Genomic DNA, 20,973 nt, shown 5'->3' on the forward strand with positions numbered 1-20,973 from the left:
ACCCATTCGCGATTCCGAAGCGCTGAAGCGTCCCGGCGGCGAGGCGCGGAACATACGCAATGAATTTGAGAGCGCAAGGACTTTTTCGATGGCCAGGCGAGATATCAGCGGAGCCGTGGATTTCGCCTATCTGGAAGGGTTCGCGGCCGGCGACGCCACGGTGATCGAGGAGGTGCTGGCCCTGTTCCGCGAACAGGCCGCGCTGTGGACTCCGATGCTGTCGCCCGACCATCCCGGCTGGCGCGACGCGGTCCATACGGTCAAGGGCGCGGCGCGCGGCGTGGGGGCCAATGCGCTGGGCGACGTCTGCCAGCGCGCCGAGGCTGGCGAGGCCGGATTGGACGAAGTGATCACCGCCCTCGATGCGGTGCTGCTGGACATCGCCGCCTATGTCCACGAGCAGGCGCTGCGGTCGCTGAAGGGGTAGCGACCCCTCAGCCGACCGCGATCAGCGACCGGTTCCAGGCGATCAGCGGCGGGGCCGGTGTGAGCTGGTGCTGCGTGGCGGTCACGATGAACACTGAATGGGTCTGGGCCTCGACGATGCTGTCGATCTCGCAGACGGCGCCGGCCAGACCCCGCCGATAGGTCGGCGGCGTGTCCGGCGTCAGTCGCCAGCGTTCGGGCGCGAAGCGTTCGTGGGCCAGGCTCGGGCCGCCGAACCGCAGGGCCTCGTCCTTGTCGGCCGCGCCCAGCAGGGCGATCGACAGAGCCGGGCGGCGCAGGAACACCTCGTGACAGCCGGCTTCCTTCCGCACGCAGAACAGGAAGCGCGGCGGCTCCACCGAAAGTCCGGTGATCGAACTGACCAGCAGGCCGCGCGGCGTGTGGCCATCCCAGCAGGAAACGATGGCGACGCCGCTGGCCAGGTGGGCCAGCACCTCCTTGAAGTCGGCGCCGACGGCCCCGGAGTCCTGGACGGAAGCGGCCAGCGCTGCGTGAGCGGTCATTTCGGCGGCTCCCGTCCCTGGCGTCCGGATCAGCGGGCCGGCGCGCCGGCCGGGGCGAGGTCGTCTTCCTCGTCCTCGTTCAGCGCCCCCAGCTCGCCCCGCTCGCGGGCCTTCTTGCCATAGACCTGCTCGAACAGCGGCGAGGTCATCAGCGTGGTGACCAGGGCCATGACCACCAGCATCGAGAACAGCGCCGGGCCGATGATGCCCTTCTGCAGGCCGATGTTGATGATGATCAGCTCCATCAGGCCGCGGGCGTTCATCAGCGCGCCGATGCCCATGGCCGTGGCGTTGTCCTGGCCGGTCAGGCGCGCGGCGGCCCAGCAGGCGCCGCCCTTGGCCAGGATCGAGCCGACCAGGATGACCATGGCCACCGCCGCCAGCGACCAGCTGTTCAGCAGGTTCATCTGGGTGTTGAGGCCCGAGAAGGTGAAGAACATCGGCACCAGCAGGGCGACCGTCAGCGGCTCCAGCGACTTCTTCAGCTCGCGGGTCAGGACGCCGCGCGGCATGGCCGTGCCCAGCAGGAAGCCGCCGAATACCGAGTGCAGGCCGGCCGCGTCCATGGCCCAGGCGCTGAGCATGAACAGCATGATCACCGCGCCCAGCAGAGGCGGCGTGATCTTGCCCTCACGCTCGGCCCAGCGGCCAAGCGGCGCCAGCAGCTTGGGTCCCAGGGTCAGCATGAACAGGGCGAAGGCGCCGCCGCCGATCGCCGCCTTCATCGCCACGGCCGGGCCGCCGCCGAAGCTGGCCAGGACGATGGCCAGAACCGTCCAGGCGCCGGCGTCGTCGATGGCGCCCGACGACAGGGCCAGCGAACCCAGCCGGGTCTTGGTCAGGCCGCGCTCCTGGATGATGCGGGCCAGCACCGGGAAGGCGGTGATCGAGATGGCCGCGCCCATGAACAGCATGGCCTGGAACGACTGCACGCCCTTGCCGAACAGGTTCAGGCTCATCAGCCACGGCGTCAGGGCGATCGCCACCAGGAACGGCGCGATCATGCCCGACAGCGACACCGTCACCGCGCTCTTGGCGTTGGCCTTGAAGTGATCGGCGCGGAAGCCGACGCCGACCAGGAACATGTAGAGGCCCACGCCCAGCTGCGCGCCGACGAACAGGACCGACTTGGTCTCCTTGGGGAAGATCATGTGCTGGATGTCGGGGGCCAGCAGGTCGAACAGCGACGGACCCAGTATGATGCCGGCGATCATCTCGCCGATCACCTGGGGCTGGTCGAAGAACCGCTTCATGACCCAGCCGCTCGCGCGGCAAGCCGCCACGATGACGAACATCTGCAGGAAAAAGGCTACGCTCAATTCAGCCGGCGTCACGGCGTCCCCCTGTGATTTTCGCCGCTTGGAAGCGGTCGCGTTTCATCCCTGGAGGGAACGCTAACAACGTGAAAACTCGGCTGGCAACAGGTTTTGGACAACGTTGTCACTGTAGGTACGTACCTACAGATAATCGCGGTCGGCGTGATGCTGGATGCGCGCGCCGACGGCGCCGCCGAGCGACGCCGTGGCGGAGGCCTCGTCCCAGGCCGGTTGCCCCCAAGATCCATCTTCCCCCCGCGAAGGCGCGGATCCAGGCTGACGTTTAGGGGGAGGCGCGGCCGTGATCCATTCGCGGACTCGGCGTGGGTCCCCGCCTTAGCGGGGATGCTCGGTGAAAAATCAGCGCGAGCCCGTGGCGGAAGATCCGTCCTAGACCGGGTTCGGAATCGAGTCCGTCAGATCCTCGAACTCGCCGACCTCCAGGCCGGCCGTTTCCTTGCGGGTGATGATCTTGGTGTCGTAGCTGCGCGACACGAACACCCGCACGCCGCGATAGCGTTGGCCGCGCTTGGCCGAGACTGTCTCGGTGCGGATCTGCACGCCGTAGGCCTTGTCGTTCAGATAGAGCAGGCCGGGACGCAGGTCGTCGTCGCCCTTGGCGAGCGCTTCGGCGGCCATCTCGTCCAGCTGCTGGTCGATCTCTTCCTTGGTCACGCGGCGCCCTTGGTCCGGTCCCAGCTGTCGTGCTCGTAGGCGATGCAGCGGTCGATCAGGGTGCGCCAGACGGGTTCGGCGATAGCTTCCGAAAGGCCGGCGTCGCGCGCGGCGGCCTTGACCTTGTCGACCACGTCCTCGATGCGGGCGCGGTCGAACACCTTGCTGCGATCGGTCTTGATGCGAGCGGCGGCGTCCATGTAGCCCTGGCGCTCGGTGAGCAGGGCCACCAGGGCCCGGTCCAGGGCGTCGACGCCCTGGCGCACGTCGACCATGGTCTGGCAGTCGGCCGGCGCCAGGCGCTCGTCGACGTTGAGAGTCGTCTTGATCATGAGCCCCTTTAAGCCGGTTTGACGGGGCTGTTCCAGCCTAGATGCCGGCGCCGTTATCGATCGTCAGCAGGGCCGCTTCGTGGGCGGCCGCCTCGTCCTTCAGCCAGCCGACGAAGGCCTTCACCTGCGGCAGGCGGCCCTTGGCCTTGGGGTGGACCACGTAATAGGCGAAGTCGACCGAGGTCGCGATGTCGAACGGGATCACCAGGCGGCCGGCGTCGAGGTCGGCCTGGGCCAGGGTGCGCTTGGCCAGGGCGATGCCGCGGCCGTTGGCGGCGGCCTCGATCACCAGGCTCGACTGGTTGAAGCGCGGGCCGCGGGCGCCGTCGACGCCCCGGATGCCGCGCGCCGCCAGCCACATGGCCCAGTCGGGGCACGAATCGTCGGCGTCGGGCGAGCCGTCGTGCAGCAGGATGTGGCGCGACAGGTCTTCGGGGCTCTCCAGCGGCGTCTCGGCCAGCAGCTCGGGGCTGGCGACGGGCACGACCGTCTCGTTGAGCAGGCGGATGACCTCGAGGCCCGGATAGCGGCCCGAGCCGTAACGGATGGCCAGGTCCACTTCGCCGGCGGCGAAGTCGACCACTTCCATGCCGGCCGACAGCCAGACGTCGACCTGCGGTTGGGCCTGCTCGAACTTGCCCAGACGCGGCACCAGCCACTTGGCGGCGAAGGACGGGGCGGCCGTCAGCGTCAGGCGGCGGCCGTCGACGGCGGCGGTCAGCAGGGACGCGGCTTCGGCCAGGCGGTCGAAGGCCTCGCGCAGGGCGGGCAGGGCGGTCTGGGCCGCGTCGGTCAGCAGCAGGCCCTTGGGCGTGCGCTTGAACAGGGCCGCGCCGACATAGTCTTCCAGGTTCTGGATCTGCTGGCTCACGGCGCCGGGCGTCACCGACAGTTCGTCGGCGGCGCGGCTGAAGTTCAGATGGCGCGCCGCGGCCTCGAAAGCCCGCAGGGCGTTGAGAGGCGGAAGGCGGCGCCGTTCGTTCTGTCGTTCCATGAGTTTTACTGAACGCCCCGGCAGAAGTCCTTGTTTGCGAATTGGCCTGCCCGCGCCCAGTTTGCAAGCGTTCGCTGACGGATTGGCCCTTTTCGTCGGCGGGCAAGAGCGGGGCGAGCTTTCGGGTTCGCCCCGTATTTCATTGGGTTTGGACGGCGAGGGTCGATCGGCTCGCGCCGCTTTCGCGCGTCCATGGACGCTTTTAGAGGACCTGGGATCGCGCATGGCGTCGCCCTCGGATCGCAAGGCTGAACCCCGTCTGGTCGCGCTTCGCGGCGGCGAGGGCGTGCGGCCGACTCCGGGACGGGTGACGCTGGTCGGCGCTGGTCCCGGCGATCCCGACCTGCTGACGATCAAGGCGCTGAAGGCCCTGCAGGCCGCGCACGTGCTGGTGCACGACGGCCTGGTCTCGGCCGAGATCCTCGACTTGGCGCCCCAGGCCCGCCGCATCGACGTGGCCAAGCGCAAGTCGCGCCACACCCTGCCGCAGGACGACATCAACCAACTGCTGGTCGCTCTGGCCCGTGAAGGCCTGGAGGTCGTGCGGCTGAAGGGCGGCGATCCCTTCCTGTTCGGCCGTGGCGGCGAGGAGCTTTCCGCCTGCCGCGAGGCCGGCGTCGACTGCACTGTGGTGCCCGGCGTAACCGCCGCCCTGGCCGCCAGCGCCGGCGCAGGCGCGCCCCTGACCCATCGCGGCAGCGCCCAGGCCGTCACCTTCGTCACCGGCCACGCCGCCCACGGCGAGCCGGACCTGGACTGGACCGCCCTGGCGCGTCCCAACCAGACCGTCGTCGTCTATATGGGCGTCTCGACCGCGGGCTTCATCGCAGAGCGCCTGACCGCCGCCGGCCGCGCCGGCTCGACGCCGGCCCTGGTCGTCGAGAACGCCAGCCGTTCCGACGAACGTCGCATCCTCACCACCCTGGCCGGTCTGGCGACCGCGACCGAGGGGCTGAAGGGGCCGGCCCTGCTGATGGTCGGCGAGGCCATGGCCATGGCCGAAATCCCCCATATATCGGGGCAATCTCCCGGCAGCGTCGCAACCGCCGCCGTCTTCGAAGTTCAAAACGTGAGTTCGGGCCAATGAAAGCCGTGACCGCCAATCGCCTGATCGACGGGGAGGTCGTCTTCTGGAAGGAAGGCGCGTGGGTGGACGGCTTCGGCGACGCCCAGCTGTTCGACGATGCGCAAGGCGAGCAAGTCGAGGCCGCCGTCGCCGCCGGCAAGGCCGCCCCGACCGTGATCGTCGATCCCTATCCGATCGACCTGATCACCGTCGAAGGCCTGGGCCTGGCGCCGGTCAGCTACCGCGAGCGCATTCGCGCGCTTGGACCCACCAACGAACTTCTCCACGGCAAGCAGGCTGAAGGCGGCGCCGTCGTCGAGGCCATCCGCCACGCTTCCGGCGCCGCCCGCTCGACGGGCCGCGTCGACCTGATCCGCCGCAAGTAGGCCGACCCTATGTATCAGTACGACGTCATCGACCGTGAATTCCTGACGGACCGCTCCAACGAGTTCCGTCACCAGGTGGCCCGCCGCCTGGCCGGCGACCTCACCGAGGACCAGTTCAAGCCGCTGCGCCTGATGAACGGCCTCTACCTGCAGCTCCACGCCTACATGCTGCGGGTCGCCATTCCGTACGGCTCGCTCAACGCCCGCCAGGCCCGCCGCCTGGCCTGGATCGCCCGCACCTACGACAAGGGCTACGGGCACATGACCACGCGTCAGAACGTCCAGTTCAACTGGATCAAGCTGAAGGACGCGCCGGACATCCTGGACGCCCTGGCCGAGGTCGACCTGCACGCCATCCAGACCAGCGGCAACTGCATCCGCAACACCACGGCCGATCCCTATGCCGGCGCCACCGCCGAGGAGATCGACGATCCGCGCGTGTGGTCCGAAGTGATCCGCCAGTGGTCGACCCTGCACCCGGAATTTTCCTACCTGCCGCGCAAGTTCAAGATCGCCATCACCGGCGCCCTGACCGATCGCGCGGCGGTGAAGGTGCACGACATCGGCCTGATCCTGCGCCGGGCCCGCGACGGCTCGCTGGGCTTCGAGGTGATCGTCGGCGGCGGGCAGGGGCGTACGCCCTATGTCGGCCCGGCCATCAAGCAGCACCTGCCGGCCTCGAGCCTGCTGAGCTATCTGGAAGCCGTCCTGCGCGTCTACAACCGCCACGGTCGCCGCGACAACATCTACAAGGCCCGCATCAAGATCCTGGTCGCCGCCCTCGGCGCCGAGGAGTTCGGCCGCCAGGTCGAGGAAGAGTGGGCCAAGATCGACCATGACCGGGCCGATCTCGGCGACGTGGAACTGGCCCGCATCCGCGGCGCCTTCGCCCAGACCCCGTTCGAGACCCTGCCGGCCCGCTCGGAAGTCTTCGAGGCCGCCAAGGCCGCCAGCCCGTCGCTGGCCCGCTTCGCGCGCAACAACGTCAAGCCGCACAAGAAGCCGGGCTACGCCATCGTCGAGGTCTCGCTGAAGGCCATCGGCCAGACGCCGGGCGACGCCACCGCCGACCAGCTGGACGTCGTGGCGGATCTCGCCGAACGCTACGGCCTGGACGACCTGCGCGTGACCCACGCCCAGAACCTCGTCCTGCCGCACATCAAGCTCGACGACCTGCCGGCGGTGCACGCGATCCTCGAGGCCAACGGCCTGGCCACGGCCAATATCGACCTGGTCAGCGACATCATCGCCTGCCCGGGCCTCGACTACTGCGCTCTGGCCAATGCGCGCGCGATCCCGATCGCCCAGGACATCGCCAAGACCTTCGCCGACCCCGACCGGGCCGAGACGATCGGCGAGCTGAAGATCAAGATCAGCGGCTGCATCAACGCCTGCGGCCACCACCACGTGGCCCACATCGGCATCCTGGGCGTCGACAAGAAGGGCGAGGAATTCTACCAGCTCTCGCTCGGCGGCTCGGGCGCGGAAGACGCCACGATCGGCAAGATCCTCGGCCCGGCCCTGCCGGCCGATAAGGTCGCACCCGCCATCGACACCCTGGTCGACACCTATCTGGCCGCGCGCCAGGGCGAGGAGCGCTTCCTCGACACCTATCGCCGCGTCGGCCTCGAGCCCTTCAAGGAAGCGGTCTATGCCCAAGCTGATTAAGCTGATCGACGGCGCGGCCCAATCGGCTGAGAACGCCTTCGTCAACGTCGCCGACGAGGACGCCATTCCGGACGCCGGCGACGTCATCCTGTCGCTGACCCGCTTCCAGGCCGAGGGCGACGCGCTGCTGTCGTCCAACAGCCGCCGCGTCGGCGTGCGCATCGAGCCGGCCGAAGAGGTCGAGGCCCTGGCCTACGACCTGCCGCGCCTGTCGGTGGTGGCCCTGGCCTTCCCGAAGTACCGCGACGGTCGCGCCTACACCTCGGCCCGCCTGCTGCGCGAGCGCTTCAAGTACCAGGGCGAAATCCGCGCCGTGGGCGACGTGCTGCAGGAGCAGGCCGGCTTCATGGTCCGCGTCGGCTTCGACGCCTTCGAGCCCAACGACGGCGCCACGCCCGAGGCCTGGACCAAGGCCGCCAACCGCTTCCGCCACGTCTATCAGCGCGCCGTCGACGCCCGCCCGATCGCGGCGGACGAGCGCGCCCAAGCCAAGGAAGGCGCTCTCTGATGGCCTACGACCAGACCGACGCCGCGCCGACCCTGGCGGCGCGGCTGGACGCCGAACTGCGCGACGCCCATCCGCTGACCATCCTGCGCAAGGCCTACGAGACCTTCGGCGACAAGCTGGCCCTGGTCAGCTCGTTCGGCGCGGAGTCGGCGGTGCTGCTGCACCTGGCCTCGCAGGTCTCGAAAGACATCCCGGTGCTGTTCCTCGACACCGGCATGCTGTTCGGCCAGACCCTGGACTATCGCAAGAGCCTGGCCGCCAAGCTTGGCCTGACCGACGTGCGCGACCTGCGCCCGGCCTTCGCGGATATCGCGGTGACCGATCCCAAGTCGGACCTCTGGCGCACCGACACCGACGCCTGCTGCCACATCCGCAAGGTGCTGCCGCTGGACCGCGCCATCGAGGGCTTCTCGGCCTGGTGCACCGGCCGCAAGCGCTTCCATGGCGGCGACCGCCTGCGTCTCGCCGTGGTCGAGGACGCCGACGGAAAACTGAAGTTCAATCCGCTGGCCAACTGGAGCAAGGCCGAGCTCGACGCCTATGTCGCCGAGCACCAGTTGCCGACCCACCCGCTGGTCGCCCAGGGGTTCCCGTCGATCGGCTGCTGGCCGTGCACCAAGCCGGTGGACGACCCCAACGCCGACGTCCGCGCCGGGCGCTGGCAGGGCCAGGACAAGACCGAGTGCGGCATCCACGTCGCCCGCGCCCCGGGCGTCGCCCCCAATGTCGGCGGCGACATCTGAGGCTCAGGTCTCTGACGAGAAGCCCTTGCGGGTCATCTTGCCCCAGCCCTGGGCCCCGGTCAGGAACTGCCAGGTGCCGCGCAGCCGCCAGAAGTTGTTGATCTGGCGGTAGCCGAAGTTCTCCAGGATCGCCGCGCCCATCAGCACGGCGAGACTGCGGGCGTTGGGAAAGCGCCGAAGCTCGGTCTCCTCCAGCGCCAGGGCGCCGACGCTGATGACGATGCCGAACCCGAAGGTCACCGCCAGCAACGCCCACAGATAGTCGACGTCCAGCACGCCCAGCAGCCAGAAGGCTGGGATCAGCACGTAGCCGAAGATCTCGATCAGCGGCCCCAGCACGTCGACCACCAGGATGTGGCCAAAACCGATCAGCCCGATCCGGCCGTAGCGCGGGTTCAGGATCATGTCGCGGTGCCGGAAGAAGGTCTCCAGCGCCCCGCGATGCCAGCGCGCTCTCTGCCGGGACAGCACGGCCATGGTCTCCGGCGCTTCGGTCCAGCACACCGGCTCGGGCGTGAAGGCCACGCGATAGGGCTTGCCGAGGCGCCGGTAGTGCTTGTGCAGCTTGACCACCAGCTCCATGTCCTCGCCGACCGTGCCGTGGCTGTAGCCGCCGACGTCGAGCACGGCCTGGCGCCTGAAAAGGCCGAAGGCGCCGGAGATGATGGTCAGGGCCGAGATACGGCTCCAGGCCAGGCGGGCCATCAGGAAGGCGCGCAGATATTCGACGGTCTGCAAGCGAGCCAGCAGGTTCTTCGGCACCCCCACCTCGACCACCCGTCCGAACGAGATCTTGCAGCCGTTGGCGATGCGGATCGTGCCGCCCACCGCCACCGTGCGATCGGGATCCTCGACGAACGGCGCCACCGCCCGCAGCAGGGCGTCCACCTCCAGCAGCGAGTCGGCGTCCATCGAGCAGACGATCGGCGAGCGCGACAGGTTGATGGCCGCGTTCAGGGCGTCGGCCTTGCCGCCATTGTCCTTGTCGACCACCAGCAGGCGGGGCTGGTTGGCGCCGGCATAGAGGCCGCGGATGCGCTGGCACGAAGCGGCCAGATCGTAGTGGCGCTCGACGGGATGCAGCTCGAAGGCGTCGATCAGCACCTGGAGCGTCTCGTCCTTGGAGCCGTCGTTGACCACCACCACCTCGAAGTGGGGGTATTGCAGGGCCAGCAGCGAGCGCACGCTCTCGACGATGGTCAGGGCCTCGTTATAGGCCGGCGCCATCAGGGTGATCGGCGGGGCGGCCTCGGCGTAGCGTCGCCAGAGCAGGGCGGCCTGGTTGACCGGCGGGGCCTGGGACAGCGCGCGGGCCGCGAGGATCAGCTGGTAGAGATAGAGCGCGTTCTGCAGCAGGCCGGTGGCGATCACCGCCCAGGCGATGGTCTCGGCGAAGCGGACGACCACGAGGGCGAGGACCTCCAGTTCGGGCAACATGGTCATGCGCCCTCCGCCAGGGCGCGCTCGGCCGCTCGCTGGGCCACGGGACGGGTGTCGTCGCCGGCGGCGGCTTCCAGCAGGGCGCGGCCGGTCTTGCCGAGCTTTCCCAGGGCGTCGCCGGCCCGGAAGCGCACCCACCATTCCGGATCGTCCAGCAGCGCGGCCATCGGGGCGGCGAGCTTGGCCAGCCCCGCGGCGCCGACGGCCTCGGCGGCGGCCGAGCGTACGGTCCAGGCCTCGTCGGTGAGCGCGGCGGTCAGGGGCGCGGCGGCGGCGGGATGTTGCAGCCGGCCAAGGCCCCGCACCGCCGCCGTCCGCACGTCGAGGTCGGGATCGCTCGCCGCCGCCGACAGCGCGGGCACCGCCTCGTAGGCGCCCGATCGGCCCAGGGCGTCGAGCAGCAGGGCCCGCATCAGCGGCGTCAGGCCCTGGCGGTCGAGCGCCAGCAGGCCGTCGGCCGGCCGCGCCGCCACCGCCTGGCGCATCAGTTCGGCATAGACCCGCGACGGGGTCAGCTCGCCCGAGCCGGCATAGTCGAGCAGGCGCGAGGCCGAGGGCGGCGCTCCAACCGCCGCCAGGCCCTTCACGGCCGCCATCCGCACGTTCGGGTCCTTGGAGCCGATGGCGCGGCGCAGCGCGGCCTTGGCCTCCTCGCCGCCCAGGGCGGCCAGGGCCTCGACGCTGGTCAGGCGCTCGTCGCGTGATCCGCGGGTGGCGCGCTTCTCAAGAGCGGCGACGAGGCCGAGCCGCTTGAGGGCGGCCATGGCGCGATCCTGGTCGGCGCCGCGGATCATGCCCTGGAAGTCGAGTATGGCCTCGGCCAGCACTTCGGGCCGTCTCAGGAACCGGCCCAGCTCGTCCGCCGCCTCGGCCTGGCCGCGCAGCAGGCCGGACAGGGCCTGGATGATGATCCGGCGTTCGCTGGCGCGATCGGCCGCGCCGGCCTCCTTGAAGAGCCGCGCGACGATCAGCGCGCTCATCCAGGTCAGCGCCCCGGCGATCAGGACGAGAGCGATGACCCAGATCAGCGTCAGCGACGACATCTAGAACCGTCGGGTGACGGCGACGCCGATCTCGTCGCGGTCATAGGCCGTGCGCTTTTCGTGGGCGCCGGCGATCTGCACCGTCCAGCGCGGCGCAAGGTCGAAGGCGATCCCCGCCGACACCGCCTCGACGGGCACGGTGGCGCCGTCGGCGCTCTCCGGCGCGTCGGCCCACCCCAGCCGCAGACGCAGGCGCTCGGTCGCCGACCACTCGCCGTTCAGAGTGTAGCCGGACTGATGCTTGCCGCGTTCGTCCTCGGTGTTGATCGAGCGGGCCGTCAGCGACACCGGCCCGGCCGCCAGCGTCAGATAGGGCTGCAGGCTCTTTACCTCACCGACCGCATAGCGCGACCAGACGCCGTCCACGCCCAGCCGCGCCTGGAAGGTTCCGGTCGTTCGCAGCCCAGCCGAGCCGCCGGCCCGCACGGTGAACTCCGGCCGATAGTCGGCGTCCGGCGCGCCGCCGATGGCGATGAAGCCGTCCCAGCGCGGCGAGAAGGTTCGCGCCGCCAGCACCTCGCCATAGGTGTCGGAAACGCCGAACCGCTCGGTGTGCTCGATGGAGCCGCCGATCGTCGTGCGTGGATCGATGCGGCGGGAGAGGGCGAGGGTGGCCGAACTCCAGTGGCCCAGGTCCTTGCTGAGCTCGCTTCGGGCATAGGCGACGTCCAGCCGCCAGCTCGGCTCGCCCGGCATGGCCAGGGTGGCGGAGATCTGCTGGTCGAGCCCGCGGGCCTCCGCATCGTCGGATCCAGCGGCCTGCAGGGGCGCGAGCCGGCGCCTGGCCAGTTCGGGGCGTCCGGCGAACAGGGCCGAGCGGGCATAGGCGATGCGGGCGTCGCGATAGTCGGGAGCCAGGGCGAGGGTGGTCTCGAAGGCCTGGTCGGCTTCGCCGTAGCGCTGGGCGGCCATCCGCGAGAGGCCGAGGTTCAGCCAGACGTCGGGATCCTTGGGGCGCTGCTTGGACAGCAGGTCGAAGGCGGCGATCGCTTCGCCCGTGCGTCCGGCCTGGCGCGCCGCCACCGCCGCTGCGTAGGCCGGGTCGGCCGCCTGGGTTTCCTGGATTGGCGCTTCGATCACGCAGCCACCGGGGCGATGCGGAACAGCCGCGCCAGCAACTCGTCCGGATCGAACGGCTTGGGCAGGTAGTCGGCGGCGCCGAGGTTGAGGGCGGTGACAATGTCGTTGCGACCCTTGAGGGCCGTCAGCATGACCACGGGGATGTCACGCAGGGCGTTGTCGCCCTTCATGCGCCGCAGCACCTCGAAGCCGTCGATGATCGGCATCATGCCGTCCAGAACCACGACCTGCGGCCGCGCGGTGCGGGCCGCCTCGAGCACGGCGCGGCCGTCCTCGAAGACGCTCACCTCGTAGCCGGCCATGCTGAGCTTGTGCTCCAGGATCTCCCGGAGCAGGGCGTCGTCGTCCGCTATCAGGACCGAAGGCGAGGACGCTTGGTTACTGTCGGATCGCCTCGATGCCATGCCATGCCTGCAAGCTTAGCTATAGGGGAGTCGAAGAGCACCTATCCAGAGTGGTTCAGAACCGCGCGCGAGGCCAGCGCGAACATCGCGTGTTTGGTTAACCGGGGCGGCGTTGCACGCCAGGCGCGCAAGCGAAAGCCGGCGCGCGAAGCGCCGGCGTCATCGAGGAATTGTCTGGGAAGGCCGAAGCCTATTCGGGCGGGCAGCCCTTGAACTCGCCGACCTTGGTCACCGAGAGGTTGGCGAGGTTCAGGTCCGCCAGCGGCTTCATCGAGCCGGCGCCCTGGCCGCTGAACATGTCGATCTTGTTGCCCTTGATCGCCCCGCCGATGTCGGAGGCGTACCAGTAGCCGTCGTGCTTTTCGCCGTTGGGCATCGGCAGGCCGACGGTTTCCTTGATGAAGACCACGGTGCGGCGCGGGATCACCTTGGTGTCGACCGCCAGGGTGCGCATGGCCACGACCTTGCAGCCGAGGCTGTCGAGGGCGCGGATGCCCCGGGCGCCGGCGTGGTAGAGCGTCGCCTTCATCTTGTATTCGATGGAGCCGGGCAGGCTGCCGGTGAGGGCGCCGGCGATCAGTTCGCCCAGAGGGTCCTTGCGCTCGGAGTCAGGACCCGCTGCGGCGGGAAGGGCGGCGAACATGGCCATGAAGGCCAAAATTCCGGCGAGCGTGCGTCGCATCGAGGTTGTCCTCTTATCGGCGTATCTGTCGGTTCGGCGGTCTCCTTAAGCCGATCACGGCTCCGTGACAACCCGCTTAAAACCGCCCAAATGGGCCGGAATCGGATGAAAACTTCTGGTCAAGCTCGGAACTCGGTTGAAAATTCAATCGTTTAGCGCGCCGTTTGAAAAGTGAGGGAGGGCGACGGAATGACGCTGCGGATCTTCGGCGACGGCAAGTCGGGCAACTGCCTGAAGGTGAAGTGGACCGCCGAGCGCCTGCGTCTTCCCTACGAATGGATCGAGGTCGACATCCTCAAGGGCGAGTCGCGCACCGAGGACTTCCTGGCCATGAACCCAGCCGGACAGGTGCCTGCGGTGATCCTCGAGGACGGCCGCGCCCTGGCCCAGTCCAACGCCATAATGCTGCACCTGGCCGAGGGCTCGGTGCTCATCCCGGCCGATGCCTACCTCAAGGCCAAGATGTACGAGTGGCTGTTCTGGGAGCAGTACAGCCACGAGCCCTATGTCGCCGTGGCCAGGTTCCAGGTCGCCTACATGGGCAAGCCGGTCGAGTCGCTGGACGGAAAGATCGTCGAGCGGGGCCACGCGGCGCTGGCGCGCCTGGAAAACGGCCTTTCCGGCAGCGGTTTCCTGGTCGGCGACCGCCTGACCCTGGCGGACATCGCGCTGGTGGCCTACACCCGTGTCGCCCACGAGGGCGGTTTCGATCTGTCGCGCTATCCGGCCGTCAAGGCCTGGGTGGGCCGCGTCGAGACGGCCCTCGGCATAGATTGAAACGCCTCGGAGCGCGCATGACGTCGCCGTCTTCCACCGTCAAGATTCTCGTCCTGGCCGCCGCCCTGGCCGCGCCCGCGCAATCGGCCCTGGCCTGGGGCGCCTCGGGCCACCGCATGGTCGGCGTGCTCGGCGCCTCGACCCTGCCGGACGACGTGCCGGCCTTCGTGCGCAGCCCCTACGGCGTGGCCGCCATCGGCGAATACGCCCGCGAGCCGGACCGCTGGAAGGGCTCGGGCAAGGTGCACGACACCGACCGCGACGCCGCCCACTTCCTGGATCTCGACGACGAGGGCCGCATGTTCGGCGGGCCGAAGTTCACGGTCGAGACCTTGCCGGCCACCCGCGCCGACTATGAGACCGCCCTGCGCGCCGCCGGCCAGGACAGCTGGAAGGCCGGCTACCTGCCGTACGCCATCATCGACGGCTACCAGCAGCTGGTGAAGGACTTCACCTACTGGCGGGTGCTGGTCGCGGCCGAGAAGAACACCACCGACGCCCAGAAGAAGGCCTGGTACGCCGCCGACCTCAAGCGCCGCGAGGAACTGCTGCTGCGCGACCTGGGCGTCTGGGCCCACTATGTCGGCGACGGCAGCCAGCCCCTGCACATGAGCGTGCACTACAACGGCTGGGGCGACTATCCGAACCCCAACAACTACACCCAGAGCAAGGGCACCCACGGCGCTTTCGAGGGCCCGCTGGTCAAGGCCGTGGCCAAGGACGACGAGGTGAAGGCGCTGATGCCGGCCCCGGTCGACTGCGCCTGCAGCATCGAGACCCGCATGGTCGGCTACCTGACCACCACCTGGAAGCAGACTGAGCCGCTGTACCAGCTGGAAAAGGCCGGCGGCATGGTCGAGACCGATCCGCGCGCCAAGGCCTTCGTCGACGCCCGCCTGGCCGCCGGCGCCGCCGAGCTGCGCGACGTGGTGACCATGGCCTGGAAGGCCAGCGCCAACGGCAAGATCGGCTACCGTCCGGAGATCAGCGTCGCCGACGTCGAGTCCGGCAAGGCCGATCCGTGGAACGACCTGTTCGGCAAGGACTGACATCCTTGATCGCGTTCTACGCCCCTGACGCGTCCCTGGCCTACCAGGACCGTCACGCCGCCTTCGGCATCGCCGAGGACACGCAGGGGCGGATCGCCCTGGTCGAAGTGACCAAGCCCGGCAAGGCGCCCTATTTCGACCTGCCGGGCGGCGCTGTCGATGGTGACGAGTCGGAGAGCGAGGCCCTGGTCCGCGAGTTCGGCGAGGAGACCGGCCTTGTCGTCGAGGTCGGCGCGCGCGTGGTCGACGTCTCCCAGCCGTTTCTGAAGTCCGACGGCCAGCCGGTGCGCAACTACGGCGGCATCTACGCCGTGAAAACTGTCGGCGAGCGCCCCGAGCTCAAGGTCGAGGACGACCACAAGCTGGTCTGGCTGGACCCCCGCGACGCCGTCGTCGCCCTGCGCCACGACGCCCACTCCTGGGCGGTCGCGGCGTGGATGCGCAAGGGCTGAGCTTCCCACCGTCGTCATCCCGGGCGTAGCGAAGCGAAGACCCGGGACCCAGGGGGCCTAGTTCGCCTTCTTCTTCAGCAGCGCCTTGGCCTCGGCCGGGGCGACTTGGTCGAACAGCATCGACAGGTGCTGGTCCTTGGCGTGGTCGTTGTGCAGGTCCCAGGCCAGGGAGATCGGCAGGCGCAGACGGCCGCCTTCGGGCAGGCGGGCCACCAGCACGCGCCAGCTGAAGCCGTCGCCCGGGTCGCCCAGCGGGCCGAACTCCAGCGGGGCTGGATCGCGCAGGCGGAAGGCGCGGTCGGCCTTGGCGGCGAACCAGGCGAGGTCCTCGGCGGCGGTCGGGTCGGCGGCGGGCGGCGCGAGCTTGCCCTTGAGATTGCGGACCATGACGGCCTCCGAAGCGTTGAAGCGGGCGTCTCTAGCACTTCGCGAGGCGACTTCCCATGTCCAAGCCTCGGGCTGGGCAGTCCGAACGCAACGAGGCTCGGGTGAGCAAAGATAGGCCGATCAAGCGCGTGCGCGCCGACTGGAACGAGGTGGTCCTCGTCTGCCGCAAGTGCTCGCGCAAGCTGGACGGCGGCTTCGGCAGGGGCGGCGAGCAGAGCTTCGCCAAGGCCCTGCGCGAGGCCTCCGGCGGCGGCAAGGGCAAGGATCGCAAGGCGCCGCTGGCGGTGATCGAGGTCGATTGCTTCGACGTCTGTCCCAAGGACGCCGTTGTCGCGGTCAATGCTTCCCGGCCCCGCGAATGGGTCGTCGTCCCGCGCGGCGCTTCGATGGACGCGGTGAGCGCGCGGCTGGGCCTGGCCGCCAACGACGCCGAAGCGGCCTGATAGAGAAGCGGGGGCGCGAGTCTGCTATCAGGCGCGCATGAGCCGCAAACGCGCCGACATCCTGCTGGTCGAGAAAGGCCTGTTCGACAGCCGCGCCAAGGCGCGCGCCGCCATCGAGGCCGGCCGCGTCACGGCCGACGGCAAGGTCGTCGCCAAGGCCTCGGAAGCCATCGACGAGGCCGCCGACATCGTCGCCGAGGCGGCCCATCCCTGGGTCGGTCGTGGCGCGCTCAAGCTGGTCCGCGCTTTGGAGCTATGGCCCGTCGCCGTCGAAGGCCGGATCGCTATCGATGTCGGCGCCTCAACCGGCGGCTTCACCGAAGTCCTGCTGTCGAAGGGCGCGACCCGCGTCCTGGCCGTCGATGTCGGCCGCGACCAGCTGCATGCGAGCCTCAAGGCTGATCCCCGTGTCGAGGATCTGTCGCCGCTCGACGCCCGCGCCCTGACCGCCGAGCATGCTCCGGACGGCGTCGGCCTCGTCGTCACCGACGTCAGCTTCATCTCGCTGGAAAAGGCCCTGCCGGCGGCGCTGGCCCTCGCGAAACCCGGCGCGGACCTCGTGGCCCTGGTCAAGCCGCAGTTCGAGGCCGGCCGCGAGAACGTCGGCAAGGGCGGCCTGGTCAAGGATCCCGAGATCATCGCCGTCTGCGTCGAGCGGGTGTCGGCCTTCCTGGAGGCTTCGGGCTGGACGGTCCGCGAGCACGCCGACAGCCCCATCGCCGGCGGCGAGGGGCAGGTCGAGAAGCTGCTCTGGGCGGTGAAGCGCTAGGCCGAGGCCAGTCGCCCGCCGGCCGTCGCATAGGCCTGGCTGCCTCGCGTCAGAACCTGATCCGCGCCCACGATCTCGGCGATGCCGATGTCGCGCGCGCCGGCCAGCCGCTCGTAGAGCGCGGCGAAGTCGCGCAGGGTCACTTCCTGCAGCGTCTGGATCGACGGGATGACGAAATAGACCTGCTGGAAGTCGTCGATGCGATAGGGCGTGCGCATCACCCGCTCCAGGTCGAAGCCGATGCGGTTGGGGGAGGGGTCTTCGAGCGCGAAGATCGACTCCGTGCGCGACGAGACGATGCCCGCCCCGTAGATGCGCAGGCCCGCCGGCGTCGCCATCAGTCCGAACTCGACGGTGTACCAGTAGAGCCGCGCCAGATTGGCCAGCCGCCCCAGGCCCAGCGCCCGCTGCCCGCCCTGGCCATAGGCCTGCATGTAGTCGGCGAACACCGGATCGGTCAGCATCGGCACGTGGCCGAACACGTCGTGGAAGACGTCCGGCTCCTGCAGGTAGTCCAGCTCGTGCGGCTTGCGGATGAACTGGCCGGCCGGGAAGCGGCGATTGGCCAGGTGGTCGAAGAACACGTCGTCGGGCACCAGGCCCGGCACGGCCACCACGCTCCAGCCGGTCAGGCGCTGGAGCTCCTCGTTGATGCGGTTGAAGTCGGGGATGCCGGTGCGGTGCAGGTCCAGCGCGTCGAGGCCACGCAGGAACTCGTCGCAGGCGCGGCCTTGCAGCACCTTGGCCTGACGCTCGTAGAGGGTGATCCAGACGTCGTGCTCGGCCTGGCCGTAGCTTTCCCAGCCCTGGTCGATCGTCCAATCGGGTCGCGCCCCTGGGGGCGGCCCGCCGCTGAAACCGTCTGCGCTCATGAAACGACGTTACGCCCGCCTAGCGGCAAGTTCCGTTCGATTTTTGCGCGCAACCGCCATTCGGGCGGATAGGCATGCCCGTCAGTGCGAGATCCGGGGGCGAAGCTTGTAGGCGCCGTGATCGAAGGACTCGAAGATCAGCGCGGCTTGCGGATGCTGCACGGGCTCGCCGGTCTCGTCGGCCAGCAGGTTCTGCTCGGAGACGTAGGCCACGTAGGTGTTGTCGTCGTTCTCGGCCAGCAGGTGGTAGAACGGCTGGTCCTTGGACGGCCGGATGTCCTCGGGGATCGACTCCCACCACTCGTCCGTATTGGCGAATACGGGGTCGACGTCGAACACCACACCCCGGAAAGGGAAGATGCGGTGCTTGACGATCTGGCCGATCGCGAATTTGGCGAGTCTCTCGTTCATGATGAAGAGATTACGACGAGTCTCCTGACTGAATCCTGAACGTAAACGACGCCCATTGTCGCGCAACGCCATGCTTCCGAGAGGCGAACTCGATTGCTATGGTCGGCGACGAAGTGAGGCGGTTCGTCACGAATCGCCTGCGAGACAAGGTGGAAAGACCATGTCGGAGGCGCCGAGAGCGCCCGGCGCATCCCAGGCCCAGGACGGCCGGGAACGACGCCGGCCTCCGGGCGAGCAGCCGTGCTACGCGGCGCTCGATCTCGGAACCAACAACTGCCGCCTGCTGGTGGCGACGCCTTCGCCGCGCGGTTTCCGCGTCGTCGAGGCCTATTCCCGCATCGTCCGGCTGGGCGAGGGGCTTTCCCAGACGGGCCATCTGTCCGACGCGGCGATGGAGCGGTCGATGGCCGCCCTCAAGGTCTGCGCCGAGAAGATCCGTCGCCGCAAGGCCATCCGGGTCAAGGCCGTGGCCACCCAGGCCTGTCGCGGCGCGACCAACGGCACGGAATTCGTCCGCCGCGTGGCCGAGGAGACCGGTCTGCGGCTCCAGATCATCACCCCGCGCGAAGAGGCGCAGCTGTCGGTCGCCGGCTGCATGAGCCTGTTCGACCGCCAGGCCGACGCGGCCCTGGTGGTCGATGTCGGCGGCGGCTCGACCGAGCTGTCGTGGGTCGATCTCAAGGCCGGCGGGCTCGACGCCAAGCCGCGCCAGTTCGAGGCCTGGAAGCTGCCGATCCGCGCCTGGCTGTCGATCCCTATCGGCGTCGTCACCCTGGCCGAGCGCTTCCCCGAGGGCGAGCGGGCCGACGACGGCTGGTTCCGGGCCATGGTCGAGGAAGTGAAGTCCAAGATCGCGGCCTTTCCGCACGCCGCCCCGATGCGCAAGACCTTCGACGCGGGACGGGCGCATCTGGTCGGCACCTCCGGCGCGATCACCAGCCTTGCCGGGCTGCACCTTGGCCTGCCGCGCTACGACCGCAACGTCGTCGACGGGCTGTGGATGCAGCGCACCGACTGCGAGGCCGCCGCCGATCGCCTGCTGCAGCTTACCGCCAAGGAGCGGGCGCTGGAGCCTTGCATCGGCGCCGATCGCGCCGACCTGGTGCTGGCCGGCGCGGCCATTCTTCAAGCCGTTCAAGAGCTTTGGCCATGTTCGCGCGTGCGAGTCGCCGATCGAGGGCTTAGAGAGGGGCTCCTGATGTCTCTGATGTCGGATCGGCAGAAGCGCCCCCGCCGTCGGCGGCGCGGCGGGGCCGGTTCGGCCCGAACGGTGAACGCATGAACGACGAGCCCCCCAGACGCCGGATGGTCAAGCCGCCTACAGGCGGCAACGCCGACGGTCGCGCCAAGCCCGCGCGCCTGAAGACCGCCGACGGCCGCACGCCCAGCCAGCAGGCCTGGCTGGAGCGCCAGATCAACGATCCGTTCTCGGCCAAGGCCCGGGCGCTCGGCTATCGCAGCCGCGCGGCCTTCAAGATCAGCGAGATCGACGAGAAGTTCCGCTTCTTCAAGAAGGGCGCGCGCGTCATCGACCTCGGCTGCGCCCCCGGCGGCTGGCTGCAGATCGCGGTCGAGCGCGGCGTGACCCAACTGGTCGGCGTCGACCTGCTGCACGTCGATCCGGTCGAGCCGGCTCACATCATCGAGATGGACTTCACGGATCCTGCCTGTCCGCCCAAGCTGCTCGAGCTGCTGGGCGGCGCGCCGGACCTCGTCATGTCGGACATGGCTCCGAACACCGTCGGCCATCGCGAGACCGACCACCTGCGCATCGTCGGCCTGATCGAGATCGGGGCGGAGTTCGCCATCGAGACCCTGCGTCCCGGCGGGGCCTTCGTCGCCAAGGCCTTCCAGGGCGGCGAGACCTCCGAGGTCATCGCCCGGCTGAAGAAGAACTTCGAGAAGGTCCAGCACTTCAAGCCCAAGGCCAGCCGTCAGGACAGCTCCGAGGTCTTCCTCGTGGCGACGGGCTTCAAGGGGCGCTGACCAGCAGACGGCGGCGCGATCGCGTGAGTCGCCCCGCCGCCTGACCGAGACTCTGAGTTCAGCAGGTTCCGGCGCCGCACTTTGCGTCGATCGGTGAGAATGTTCCAGCGAGTTGACCGGAGTATTGCGCCGCGGCGATGTCGATGACGCGGCTTTCGGGAATATTTATCGGGGCTTATCCTTGGGTTGTGTTTTCGAGGTTTGCTTCGAAAATACTGTAGCTTGCAGCCTTGGGTGATCTTGCTCTGGCTTTCGCGCGGGTGTGATCTCGGCGTGAGCGTATCCCCCGCGCTCGCCAGACTGGATATCCCCCAATGACCCGTTCGCTCGTCACCGCGCTCGCCGTCGCCTTCGCCGTTTCCGCGGCCGGCGGCGCCATGGCCGCTCCCTGCAAGGATGCGAAGGGCAAGTTCATCAAGTGCCCGGCCGCCGCCGCGCCGGCCAAGCCGGTCAAGTGCAAGGACGCCAAGGGCAAGTTCGCCAAGTGCGGCACGCCGGGCGCCAAGCCGGTGAAGTGACCCGGCGGCCGGGGAGGGGCGA

General features: G+C 69.1%; 27 protein-coding genes. 14 read left to right on the forward strand and 13 right to left on the reverse strand.

Annotation, left to right across the window (positions count from 1 at the left end; translation table 11 throughout):
• Positions 1-88: 88 nt before the first annotated feature.
• A complete protein-coding gene (locus AC07NG_RS18355; protein ID WP_487289511.1) occupies positions 89-427 on the forward strand; it encodes an Hpt domain-containing protein in 339 nt (112 codons plus the stop codon).
• Positions 428-434: 7 nt separating this feature from the next.
• Here the strand turns inward: AC07NG_RS18355 and AC07NG_RS18360 are convergent, their stop codons facing one another.
• The 5 genes from AC07NG_RS18360 to gcvA form a co-directional block, all read right to left on the reverse strand.
• Positions 435-950 (reverse strand): flavin reductase family protein, encoded by a 516-nt coding sequence (locus AC07NG_RS18360; protein WP_494595527.1) that lies wholly within the window; start codon positions 948-950, stop codon positions 435-437.
• 29 nt (positions 951-979) lie between these two features.
• A complete protein-coding gene (locus AC07NG_RS18365) occupies positions 980-2,269 on the reverse strand; it encodes a cation:proton antiporter (protein WP_494595529.1) in 1,290 nt (429 codons plus the stop codon).
• 387 nt (positions 2,270-2,656) lie between these two features.
• Entirely contained in the window at positions 2,657-2,941 is a 285-nt protein-coding gene (locus AC07NG_RS18370; protein ID WP_494595531.1) for a hypothetical protein, read from the reverse strand.
• Entirely contained in the window at positions 2,938-3,273 is a 336-nt protein-coding gene (locus tag AC07NG_RS18375) for a chorismate mutase (RefSeq protein ID WP_487289506.1), read from the reverse strand. The genes AC07NG_RS18370 and AC07NG_RS18375 overlap by 4 nt, the downstream gene beginning before the upstream one ends.
• A 37-nt stretch (positions 3,274-3,310) precedes the next feature.
• Positions 3,311-4,267 (reverse strand): transcriptional regulator GcvA, encoded by a 957-nt coding sequence (gcvA, locus tag AC07NG_RS18380; RefSeq protein WP_492856156.1) that lies wholly within the window; start codon positions 4,265-4,267, stop codon positions 3,311-3,313.
• 223 nt (positions 4,268-4,490) lie between these two features.
• On the opposite strand from gcvA, the gene cobA reads away from it, so the two are divergent.
• From cobA to AC07NG_RS18405, 5 genes are read left to right on the forward strand one after another with little or no spacing between them, the layout of a single operon-like run.
• Positions 4,491-5,354, forward strand: a complete 864-nt coding sequence (gene cobA, locus AC07NG_RS18385) for a uroporphyrinogen-III C-methyltransferase (RefSeq protein ID WP_494595533.1) — start codon at positions 4,491-4,493, stop codon at positions 5,352-5,354.
• On the forward strand, positions 5,351-5,719 hold the full coding sequence (locus AC07NG_RS18390; RefSeq protein WP_494595535.1) for a DUF2849 domain-containing protein: 369 nt from the start codon (positions 5,351-5,353) through the stop codon (positions 5,717-5,719). The genes cobA and AC07NG_RS18390 overlap by 4 nt, the downstream gene beginning before the upstream one ends.
• A 9-nt stretch (positions 5,720-5,728) precedes the next feature.
• Positions 5,729-7,387, forward strand: a complete 1,659-nt coding sequence (locus AC07NG_RS18395; RefSeq protein WP_494595537.1) for a nitrite/sulfite reductase — start codon at positions 5,729-5,731, stop codon at positions 7,385-7,387.
• Entirely contained in the window at positions 7,371-7,895 is a 525-nt protein-coding gene (locus tag AC07NG_RS18400) for a DUF934 domain-containing protein (RefSeq protein ID WP_492856152.1), read from the forward strand. Before AC07NG_RS18395 ends, AC07NG_RS18400 begins: the two co-directional genes overlap by 17 nt.
• Complete coding sequence (locus AC07NG_RS18405; RefSeq protein ID WP_494595538.1) at positions 7,895-8,638, forward strand: phosphoadenylyl-sulfate reductase; 744 nt, start codon at positions 7,895-7,897, stop codon at positions 8,636-8,638. Before AC07NG_RS18400 ends, AC07NG_RS18405 begins: the two co-directional genes overlap by 1 nt.
• 3 nt (positions 8,639-8,641) lie before the next feature.
• On the opposite strand, the gene AC07NG_RS18410 is transcribed toward AC07NG_RS18405, so the two are convergent.
• The 5 genes from AC07NG_RS18410 to AC07NG_RS18430 form a co-directional block, all read right to left on the reverse strand.
• Positions 8,642-10,081 carry a glycosyltransferase family 2 protein gene (locus AC07NG_RS18410; protein WP_492856150.1) on the reverse strand — a complete coding sequence of 480 codons (1,440 nt, stop codon included), beginning with the start codon at positions 10,079-10,081 and terminating at the stop codon, positions 8,642-8,644.
• Entirely contained in the window at positions 10,078-11,121 is a 1,044-nt protein-coding gene (locus tag AC07NG_RS18415; RefSeq protein ID WP_492856149.1) for a HEAT repeat domain-containing protein, read from the reverse strand. The genes AC07NG_RS18410 and AC07NG_RS18415 overlap by 4 nt, the downstream gene beginning before the upstream one ends.
• Positions 11,122-12,201, reverse strand: a complete 1,080-nt coding sequence (locus tag AC07NG_RS18420) for a YaiO family outer membrane beta-barrel protein (protein WP_494595540.1) — start codon at positions 12,199-12,201, stop codon at positions 11,122-11,124.
• The gene (locus tag AC07NG_RS18425; RefSeq protein WP_487289491.1) at positions 12,198-12,605 is read right to left on the reverse strand and encodes a response regulator transcription factor; all 408 of its coding nucleotides are present in this window, start codon (positions 12,603-12,605) and stop codon (positions 12,198-12,200) included. Before AC07NG_RS18425 ends, AC07NG_RS18420 begins: the two co-directional genes overlap by 4 nt.
• A 190-nt stretch (positions 12,606-12,795) precedes the next feature.
• A complete protein-coding gene (locus tag AC07NG_RS18430; protein ID WP_492856147.1) occupies positions 12,796-13,287 on the reverse strand; it encodes a 3D domain-containing protein in 492 nt (163 codons plus the stop codon).
• Positions 13,288-13,476: 189 nt separating this feature from the next.
• On the opposite strand from AC07NG_RS18430, the gene AC07NG_RS18435 reads away from it, so the two are divergent.
• Genes AC07NG_RS18435 through AC07NG_RS18445 form a run of 3 tightly spaced genes read left to right on the forward strand, consistent with a single transcriptional unit; the run spans position 13,477 to position 15,565 of the window.
• On the forward strand, positions 13,477-14,064 hold the full coding sequence (locus AC07NG_RS18435) for a glutathione S-transferase family protein (protein WP_494595543.1): 588 nt from the start codon (positions 13,477-13,479) through the stop codon (positions 14,062-14,064).
• 17 nt (positions 14,065-14,081) lie between these two features.
• A complete protein-coding gene (locus tag AC07NG_RS18440) occupies positions 14,082-15,113 on the forward strand; it encodes a phospholipase C/P1 nuclease family protein (protein WP_494595544.1) in 1,032 nt (343 codons plus the stop codon).
• A 5-nt stretch (positions 15,114-15,118) separates the two neighbouring features.
• On the forward strand, positions 15,119-15,565 hold the full coding sequence (locus AC07NG_RS18445) for an NUDIX domain-containing protein (RefSeq protein ID WP_494595546.1): 447 nt from the start codon (positions 15,119-15,121) through the stop codon (positions 15,563-15,565).
• A gap of 57 nt (positions 15,566-15,622) precedes the next feature.
• On the opposite strand, the gene AC07NG_RS18450 is transcribed toward AC07NG_RS18445, so the two are convergent.
• Positions 15,623-15,952 (reverse strand): hypothetical protein, encoded by a 330-nt coding sequence (locus tag AC07NG_RS18450; RefSeq protein WP_494595547.1) that lies wholly within the window; start codon positions 15,950-15,952, stop codon positions 15,623-15,625.
• Positions 15,953-16,053: 101 nt separating this feature from the next.
• On the opposite strand from AC07NG_RS18450, the gene AC07NG_RS18455 reads away from it, so the two are divergent.
• Entirely contained in the window at positions 16,054-16,395 is a 342-nt protein-coding gene (locus tag AC07NG_RS18455) for a (2Fe-2S) ferredoxin domain-containing protein (protein WP_494595548.1), read from the forward strand.
• Between the two features lie 37 nt (positions 16,396-16,432).
• Complete coding sequence (locus AC07NG_RS18460; RefSeq protein WP_494595549.1) at positions 16,433-17,164, forward strand: TlyA family RNA methyltransferase; 732 nt, start codon at positions 16,433-16,435, stop codon at positions 17,162-17,164.
• On the opposite strand, the gene phhA is transcribed toward AC07NG_RS18460, so the two are convergent.
• Both phhA and hspQ read right to left on the reverse strand, forming a co-directional pair.
• Positions 17,161-18,036, reverse strand: coding sequence for a phenylalanine 4-monooxygenase (gene phhA / locus AC07NG_RS18465; RefSeq protein ID WP_492856142.1), 876 nt, complete (start codon positions 18,034-18,036; stop codon positions 17,161-17,163). The genes AC07NG_RS18460 and phhA overlap by 4 nt on opposite strands.
• Before the next feature lie 81 nt (positions 18,037-18,117).
• Positions 18,118-18,447, reverse strand: coding sequence for a heat shock protein HspQ (gene hspQ / locus AC07NG_RS18470; protein ID WP_110120268.1), 330 nt, complete (start codon positions 18,445-18,447; stop codon positions 18,118-18,120).
• A 160-nt stretch (positions 18,448-18,607) separates the two neighbouring features.
• Between hspQ and AC07NG_RS18475 the strand changes: the two genes are divergently transcribed.
• The 3 genes from AC07NG_RS18475 (at position 18,608) to AC07NG_RS18485 (ending at position 20,951) form a co-directional block, all read left to right on the forward strand.
• Positions 18,608-19,729: a Ppx/GppA phosphatase family protein gene (locus tag AC07NG_RS18475; RefSeq protein ID WP_494595551.1), complete on the forward strand. Its 1,122-nt coding sequence runs from the start codon at positions 18,608-18,610 to the stop codon at positions 19,727-19,729.
• A complete protein-coding gene (locus tag AC07NG_RS18480; RefSeq protein ID WP_199228478.1) occupies positions 19,726-20,433 on the forward strand; it encodes an RlmE family RNA methyltransferase in 708 nt (235 codons plus the stop codon). The genes AC07NG_RS18475 and AC07NG_RS18480 overlap by 4 nt, the downstream gene beginning before the upstream one ends.
• Before the next feature lie 314 nt (positions 20,434-20,747).
• Entirely contained in the window at positions 20,748-20,951 is a 204-nt protein-coding gene (locus AC07NG_RS18485; RefSeq protein WP_487289482.1) for a hypothetical protein, read from the forward strand.
• Positions 20,952-20,973: the final 22 nt, after the last annotated feature.

The sequence above is a fragment of the Caulobacter sp. GW821-FHT10C03 genome (assembly GCF_059415485.1).

Bases quoted from the DNA above. Each gene is read 5' to 3' on its own strand.
- AC07NG_RS18460 (WP_494595549.1), top strand. From the start codon at position 16,433: ATGAGCCGCAAACGCGCCGACATCCTGCTGGTCGAGAAAGGCCTGTTC.
- AC07NG_RS18355 (WP_487289511.1), top strand. From the start codon at position 89: ATGGCCAGGCGAGATATCAGCGGAGCCGTGGATTTCGCCTATCTGGAA.
- AC07NG_RS18375 (WP_487289506.1), bottom strand. From the start codon at position 3,273: ATGATCAAGACGACTCTCAACGTCGACGAGCGCCTGGCGCCGGCCGAC.
- AC07NG_RS18440 (WP_494595544.1), top strand. From the start codon at position 14,082: ATGACGTCGCCGTCTTCCACCGTCAAGATTCTCGTCCTGGCCGCCGCC.
- AC07NG_RS18425 (WP_487289491.1), bottom strand. From the start codon at position 12,605: ATGGCATCGAGGCGATCCGACAGTAACCAAGCGTCCTCGCCTTCGGTC.
- AC07NG_RS18430 (WP_492856147.1), bottom strand. From the start codon at position 13,287: ATGCGACGCACGCTCGCCGGAATTTTGGCCTTCATGGCCATGTTCGCC.
- AC07NG_RS18435 (WP_494595543.1), top strand. From the start codon at position 13,477: ATGACGCTGCGGATCTTCGGCGACGGCAAGTCGGGCAACTGCCTGAAG.
- AC07NG_RS18405 (WP_494595538.1), top strand. From the start codon at position 7,895: ATGGCCTACGACCAGACCGACGCCGCGCCGACCCTGGCGGCGCGGCTG.
- AC07NG_RS18485 (WP_487289482.1), top strand. From the start codon at position 20,748: ATGACCCGTTCGCTCGTCACCGCGCTCGCCGTCGCCTTCGCCGTTTCC.
- phhA (WP_492856142.1), bottom strand. From the start codon at position 18,036: ATGAGCGCAGACGGTTTCAGCGGCGGGCCGCCCCCAGGGGCGCGACCC.
- cobA (WP_494595533.1), top strand. From the start codon at position 4,491: ATGGCGTCGCCCTCGGATCGCAAGGCTGAACCCCGTCTGGTCGCGCTT.
- gcvA (WP_492856156.1), bottom strand. From the start codon at position 4,267: ATGGAACGACAGAACGAACGGCGCCGCCTTCCGCCTCTCAACGCCCTG.
- AC07NG_RS18395 (WP_494595537.1), top strand. From the start codon at position 5,729: ATGTATCAGTACGACGTCATCGACCGTGAATTCCTGACGGACCGCTCC.
- AC07NG_RS18400 (WP_492856152.1), top strand. From the start codon at position 7,371: ATGCCCAAGCTGATTAAGCTGATCGACGGCGCGGCCCAATCGGCTGAG.
- AC07NG_RS18390 (WP_494595535.1), top strand. From the start codon at position 5,351: ATGAAAGCCGTGACCGCCAATCGCCTGATCGACGGGGAGGTCGTCTTC.
- AC07NG_RS18475 (WP_494595551.1), top strand. From the start codon at position 18,608: ATGTCGGAGGCGCCGAGAGCGCCCGGCGCATCCCAGGCCCAGGACGGC.
- AC07NG_RS18415 (WP_492856149.1), bottom strand. From the start codon at position 11,121: ATGTCGTCGCTGACGCTGATCTGGGTCATCGCTCTCGTCCTGATCGCC.
- AC07NG_RS18410 (WP_492856150.1), bottom strand. From the start codon at position 10,081: ATGACCATGTTGCCCGAACTGGAGGTCCTCGCCCTCGTGGTCGTCCGC.
- hspQ (WP_110120268.1), bottom strand. From the start codon at position 18,447: ATGAACGAGAGACTCGCCAAATTCGCGATCGGCCAGATCGTCAAGCAC.
- AC07NG_RS18450 (WP_494595547.1), bottom strand. From the start codon at position 15,952: ATGGTCCGCAATCTCAAGGGCAAGCTCGCGCCGCCCGCCGCCGACCCG.
- AC07NG_RS18360 (WP_494595527.1), bottom strand. From the start codon at position 950: ATGACCGCTCACGCAGCGCTGGCCGCTTCCGTCCAGGACTCCGGGGCC.
- AC07NG_RS18480 (WP_199228478.1), top strand. From the start codon at position 19,726: ATGAACGACGAGCCCCCCAGACGCCGGATGGTCAAGCCGCCTACAGGC.